The sequence below is a fragment of the Massilia glaciei genome, from assembly GCF_003011895.2.
Taxonomy (GTDB): Bacteria; Pseudomonadota; Gammaproteobacteria; order Burkholderiales; family Burkholderiaceae_D; genus Telluria_A; species Telluria_A glaciei.
Window position 1 is genome coordinate 1 of record NZ_PXWF02000135.1, and the last position, 5224, is coordinate 5224.

Below are 5224 nucleotides of genomic sequence, written 5' to 3' on the forward strand. Positions count from 1 at the left end.
TTCATCATGGAGTGGATGTTCAATGCCGTGGTGTTCGACGGATTCGACTCCAGTCAATGCATGCTTAAAGAGGCCAAGGCAAGGTATGACCAGTTCTTCGATGAGTACGGCATACCCGAAGTATGGTGGGTTAAAGGTCGTGACAAAGTGATCGCCGAGGCAGTCAGTCAAGGCGCTGCGGCTCAACCGCGCCCGCCAGTTCGGCTCAGATGGCACTTCTTAGAGCCACTTAGCTATCGCTTTTTTTCTGGAATTATCCAAGCAGCATTCCCCGACGTGGAGGTAGTATTTCAACCATGAAACCGCCAATTCCAGCACTTGAATTGCAGTATCGGCGAAAAGGGGACAAGCTGCCAAGCGTCGGCACGCAATTTGATGAAATGTTCCGTTTTTCACAAACGATCGGCAGTTTCTCGCCTTTGCTACAGCACTGGTATCTGAGTTCAGACAAAAGCGAAAGCGACGCTCTACTATACGAAGCTTTCGACGCGAACGGTCCCACTGCGGCCGCACACGCGGTCGTGAGCACCGAGACTCAGGGAATTCATGACATACGGGCCATATCCGCATGGAATGGTGCGCGCGTGAAAGCGGAAGGCGCCAGTCTATCTTCCATGTGAAATGTCCTTGGGCGCCCCGACTCGTTTTCGTTCGAGCTAAGAGTGAAACCGGAGGTCAATGATTGGAAGACAGGTGTCGACTGGATTCAAGCGTCGGTTCGAATTTGGCCGGCCCTGTTCGTAAACTTTGGCCCGTTTTGGCATAGAGAAAAGAAAGTGTTCAAGGACCGCCCCGGAGTGAGTTGGATGCTCTACCTGCCGAAAGTGCTGTCTTCGAAACTAGTCCCCGAGGCGCGCGCCCTGGTGCCCGTTTTTTCTGCCGACAAGAGACAGGCGGGCACAATCATTGTCAGCGTCACAGACGAGGCGTTCTCCGATTCGAATTCCGAGCACGTCAAGATCGCAAACGCCATCGAAGTCCGGCTGGTCGATCAGGACTTGCTGCCGCGTTATTTGGATTTGTAGAGAGCCAGACAAGGCCAGTCTGCCCGCCAGATTTTCGCTCGGCCACTCCAAGAATGGCGCCGCCTCCCGCAACAGCGCCACGTACCTTGCGAGTTCGCCAACGATGCCTGGATCGCCTGGAGGTCCAACATAGTGAGCGCGGGTTTGAACGTCACGACCTTGGATCATCGCACAAATCCTCAAGAAATCGCTGGAAGCTTGGATAGCAGAATGATCCGGTTTTCGCATTTCTAGATTGACCGAAAATAAGGAACGGATGACCCCGTTTTAAGATTCCCGCTTGGATATTTTCGCTTCGGAAGTGCAAAGAGTAATCTTAGAGATCGTCGGTCACCGGCGGCACGTGTATCCTTCCGAATCCATGAAAACCGCGCTCGTCAAGCGGCCTTGAATGTGCCGCTCGCGAGCCACAGCGCGATCACCCGTTTTAGGTCGGACTGGCTGTCCTCGACGTGCACGTAACGATCACACGCAGCCTTTTTCGTGATCTTGTCGGCGGTGTGAAATATCCATTTCACCATGGACACCACCTTCGTGCAGTTCTTGAACGAGTCGATGCGCTTCGGCGTGTCGATGCATTTGAACTCCACACCGGGAAAGATGCGTTGCAGGTCGTTCAAATAGCTGTTGCGGTTGCCAATCCCCCCAAGGCTGGGCGGGTTGAGGCGCGGGGTGGAGGATGGCCTGCTTCCAGTTCATCAGCAGTTGAGGATGGAGAAGTTCCCAGTCGCCGCTGCGCCTGCCGCTGCGCCTATTTCTTGAAAATATCCGTATAAAACCCGCTCGCCCGCAAGGTCAGCGTGACCGGCGCGGCCGTCTTGTTGAGCCAGTACCAGCCGTGCACGCCCGTGAACGGGGCGATCAGCGCGCCGTTCGACTGGCTCACGCCGTTCTCCTCGATGAAGCTTTCGAACTCGTCGCCCTTGGCGTTGACGGGCTCGCCGTGGAAATCATGGTTGAGCAGCTCGCCGTTGGCCGTCCTCCAGGAAAAAACCAGCGTCGCGCCCTTCGCCAGGTGGGTTTTTACCTCCACTCCCCTGCCGGGCGCCAAAGTCACTGCGCGCACATCCGAACGGTAGGGCGCCGCCTGCTTCGACGCGATCGTCAGCCCGCGTTGCTCGCCGGGGGCCGACACGGTCGAGCTTTTAGCGGCGGCGAGCGGCGCGGCGGCCGCCGGCACGGCGCCCGGGACCGTTTTCGGCGCGGCCACGTGCAGCGCCGTCAGGCCGAGCGCCTCGCCGGCGCCGGTCGGGTCGATCCCGGACTCGGCCGGCAATACGGCGATCGTGAGGATCACGCCGGCGACCGCGAGGGCGAGCGCCATCCCGCGCAGCAGTTCTTTTTTGGGTGCGACCATGACGTCGCTGCCTGGGTTCTGGGTCATGTTTTTCCTATGTGCTCATGAAACCGGTGAACTGGTAGCCGGCCAATACAAAGCCCGCGCACATCAGCGCGATATTGCCGCTCAATGCGTGGCGCGCGAAACTGCCCGTGGTGCGCCAGTGGCGCATCGCCACCAGGATCATGCCCAGCGCGAGCAGCTGCCCGATCTCGACCCCGATGTTGAAGGCGATCATGTTTGGCACCAGGCCGTCGGCCGACAGGGCGAAGTCCTGCAGCTTGGTGGCCAGCCCGAGCCCGTGGAAAAATCCGAAGATCAGCACGGCGGCCTTCTTGTTCGGCTGCGCCCCGAAAACGGTCTTGAAGCCGCCCAGGTTGTCGAAGGCGCGGTACACGATCGACAGGCCGATGACGGCGTCGACCAGGTAGGCGTTGATCTGCCAGCCGTTGAGCACGCCGAGCAGCAAGGTGGTGCTGTGGCCGACCGCGAACAGGGTCACGTACAGGCCGATGTCCTTCATGCAGTATAGGAAGAAGATCACGCCGCACAGGGACAGCAGGTGGTCGTAGCCGGTCACCATGTGCTTGGCGCCGAGGTACAGATACGGCAGGAAGTGGATGCCGGTCGCGCCCTGCAGGAAGCCCTTGTCCGATTCGGACACGCCGTGCGCGAAGGCGCCGGCGCCGAGCATGCACAGGAGCGCGCCAAGCACCCAGGCCCAGCGCATCGACAGACGCGATTGTTGCTTCGTTTGGACCATGGCGGCCTATTGTTCGATAAATATGAGCGCGTCCATGGCAGCTGTTTTGTTGCCAATGGCGTTTTCGAACAAATTGAACCGGATCCGCGCGCCGCCTCTGGAGACGGACCTCTCAGCCGCGCGCCACCCGGTTGCGCCCGCCCTGCTTGGCGCAGTACATGGCGCCGTCGGCGCGCTTGATGGCCGCTTCGAGCTGGTCGTCGGCGCCGGCGCGGGCGGTCACGCCGATGCTGATGCGCGCCTCGAGCCCGGGCGCGAGGTCGCTGCAGTCGGCCGCCGCCACCGCCGCGCGCAGCCGTTCGGCGGCGCCGGCCGCCTCCTCAAGCGAGGCGCCGGGCATCAGCACCAGGAACGCCTCGCCGCCGACGCGGCCGATCACGTCGTTGGGGCGCAGCGCCACGCGCAGGGCGTGCGCGGTGCGCTGCAGCACCATGTCGCCGACCGCGTGGCCGTGGGTGTCGTTGATGCTCTTGAACAGGTCGATGTCGAGCCCGGCCAGGGCGATGTCGGTGCCGTCGCGGCGCGCGCGCGAACGCCTCGTTGGCCACGGCCATGAAGTGGCGCCGGTTCGGCAGGCGCGTCAGCTCGTCGATCATGGCCAGGTCGCGCATGCGCGCGCCCAGCCTGACCTGGCGCACCACCATCTGGACCAGCGCCAGGATCGCGACCAGGCTCAGCGCCAGGGCCGCGTACTGCCAGCGCGTGACCGTGCCGCTGGCGGCCAGTTCGCGCTGGGCCGAGGCGTTGTCGCGCGCCAGCGCCTCGTTTTGCATCCTCGCCTGCTCCGACTGGAACTGCACGCGCAGCAGCGCGACGCGTTCGTCGAGCATCAGTTGCTGCAGCGCCTGCTGAACCTTCATGTGTTCGCCGCGCGCGGCGAAGGCTGCCTCCCACTGGCCCAGACCGCCGAGCGCGAGCGCGTGCTCCTCGTGGATTTTTTCGAGGAAGCGCTGGTTTTTCTGGTCGCTGAAATAGGCCAGGGAGGCGCGGATGTCGGGCAGGGCCTGCGCGAAGCGGCCGGCGCGCCGCAGCGCGGCGCCGCGCGAGAGCCGCGCCATGGCCTCGCTCTCGGCATCCTTGACCTTGGCGTAATGGGCCACAACCCGGTTGAGCAGCACCAGCGCGGCGTCGTGCTGGCCGAGCTTGGAGAGCACGATGCCGACCGCCCGCTCGTCGTAGGCGATGTCGTCGGGCAGGCCGCGCCGGGTGGCGAGCGCGAGGGCGCGGCGGAAGCTCTCCAGCGCCGGCGCCAGCCGGCCCATGCTCTCGAGCGTGCTGGCGATGTTGAAATGGGCCGTGGCCTGGCCCTGCACATTTCCCTCCTCGGTGTTGGCGGCGAGCAGTTTTTGGTAGTACGGCAGCGCCTTCTCGTAATCCTTGACGTTGCGGTCCGCGTACAGGTTGGCGATGGCGTTGAGCGTGTAGCGCTGGCCGCCGACGTTGCCCAGCGCCAGTTCCAGCGCGTACGCGGCCTTGAGGTCGTCGATCGCGCTGCCGTACAGGCCGCGGTGGGCGCGCAATTCGCCGCGCAGCGAGAGCGCGCGCGCGAGCAATTCGCGGTCGCCGAGGCGGCGGCCCTCGGCGACCCCGACCTCGTAGCCGTCGAGCGCGGCCTCGGGCTTGGCGCCGCGCCCGGCATAGCCGGCGCACACGCGGAACCGCGCCACGCTGCCGGCGTCGCCGGCCGCGTTCGATTCGGCGAGCATCGTCGCGGCCAGTCGCGCGGTGGCGGCCGGATCGACCTCGGCCAACGCCATGCAGCGCGCGTATTGCACCGCGCGGCGCCCGGCTTGGTCGTTCTCGCGTCCCGTTTGCGCCAACATCTGGTCGAGCATGGCCAGGCCGGCCGCGCGGTCCTTCTCGGTCGCCTTCGAGGCCGCCGCGATGCGCGCTTCGAGCGCGTCCGTGGCCGCGCCGTGGCAGGCCGGCGCGCACAACGCGGCGATGCCAAACAATGTCGAAAGCAAGAGCTTCACTGGGTGCGCCTGGGAACTGGGAGACGGGTTTCAGTATAGATCAATGGCAATTTTCCTATCCGAAATAATTTAACACTGTGGGCGCGCGCGTGGCGGTTGCAGGGCTGTCGCACCAAAAGTC

General features: G+C 63.6%; 7 protein-coding genes and 1 pseudogene. 3 read left to right on the plus strand and 5 right to left on the minus strand.

Translation table 11 applies throughout. From position 1 onward, the window contains the following. From C7C56_RS09745 to C7C56_RS29710, 3 genes are all read left to right on the plus strand, one after another. On the plus strand, positions 1 to 300 hold a 300-nt coding region (locus tag C7C56_RS09745; protein ID WP_219933132.1), incomplete at its 5' end, for a Tox-REase-5 domain-containing protein. Then, entirely contained in the window at positions 297 to 620 is a 324-nt protein-coding gene (locus C7C56_RS29705) for a hypothetical protein (RefSeq protein ID WP_146204383.1), read from the plus strand. The genes C7C56_RS09745 and C7C56_RS29705, both read left to right, overlap by 4 nt. Positions 621 to 662: 42 nt before the next feature. Further along, complete coding sequence (locus C7C56_RS29710) at positions 663 to 1025, plus strand: immunity 52 family protein (protein WP_106757240.1); 363 nt, start codon at positions 663 to 665, stop codon at positions 1023 to 1025. A 377-nt stretch (positions 1026 to 1402) separates the two neighbouring features. On the opposite strand, the gene C7C56_RS09755 is transcribed toward C7C56_RS29710, so the two are convergent. From C7C56_RS09755 to C7C56_RS29715, 5 genes and pseudogenes are all read right to left on the minus strand, one after another. Then, positions 1403 to 1645 carry a hypothetical protein gene (locus C7C56_RS09755; protein ID WP_106757241.1) on the minus strand — a complete coding sequence of 81 codons (243 nt, stop codon included), beginning with the start codon at positions 1643 to 1645 and terminating at the stop codon, positions 1403 to 1405. Positions 1646 to 1776: 131 nt separating this feature from the next. Continuing rightward, complete coding sequence (locus C7C56_RS09760; RefSeq protein WP_219933133.1) at positions 1777 to 2409, minus strand: transmembrane anchor protein; 633 nt, start codon at positions 2407 to 2409, stop codon at positions 1777 to 1779. A 7-nt stretch (positions 2410 to 2416) separates the two neighbouring features. Then, positions 2417 to 3127 carry a HupE/UreJ family protein gene (locus C7C56_RS09765; RefSeq protein ID WP_106757242.1) on the minus strand — a complete coding sequence of 237 codons (711 nt, stop codon included), beginning with the start codon at positions 3125 to 3127 and terminating at the stop codon, positions 2417 to 2419. A gap of 112 nt (positions 3128 to 3239) precedes the next feature. Next, positions 3240 to 3632: a GGDEF domain-containing protein gene (locus tag C7C56_RS09770; RefSeq protein ID WP_106757243.1), complete on the minus strand. Its 393-nt coding sequence runs from the start codon at positions 3630 to 3632 to the stop codon at positions 3240 to 3242. Positions 3633 to 4344: 712 nt separating this feature from the next. Further along, a pseudogene (locus C7C56_RS29715) lies at positions 4345 to 4962 on the minus strand (tetratricopeptide repeat protein); the annotation flags it as partial. Positions 4963 to 5224 lie beyond the last annotated feature (262 nt).